Below are 270 nucleotides of genomic sequence, written 5' to 3'. Positions count from 1 at the left end.
TGGTGTCCACGTATTTTTAAGTGGAGAACATCGCCCTTATTGCGGGGATCGGGTAGGTGACTTCGCCGGACGCTTACGGTGATGCAGCGATGAGAGGTTGGCAGCTTTTTCCAAGCGCAAAAACAAAACCCCATCTGCTTTCGCAAATGGGGTTCTGGAATTTAATCTTGACGATGACCTACTCTCACATGGGGAAACCCCACACTACCATCGGCGATGCATCGTTTCACTGCTGAGTTCGGGATGGGATCAGGTGGTTCCAACGCTCTA

1 rRNA gene is annotated in these 270 nt (G+C 51.1%); it reads right to left on the bottom strand.

The window, feature by feature from the left end:
- Positions 1–165: 165 nt before the first annotated feature.
- A 5S ribosomal RNA gene (gene rrf / locus BBI10_RS00065) occupies positions 166–270 on the bottom strand; the annotation flags it as partial.

Source organism: Pseudomonas graminis (assembly GCF_001705435.1).
Lineage (GTDB): Bacteria > Pseudomonadota > Gammaproteobacteria > Pseudomonadales > Pseudomonadaceae > Aquipseudomonas > Aquipseudomonas graminis_B.
This window is presented reverse-complemented; position numbering and strand designations above follow the sequence as displayed.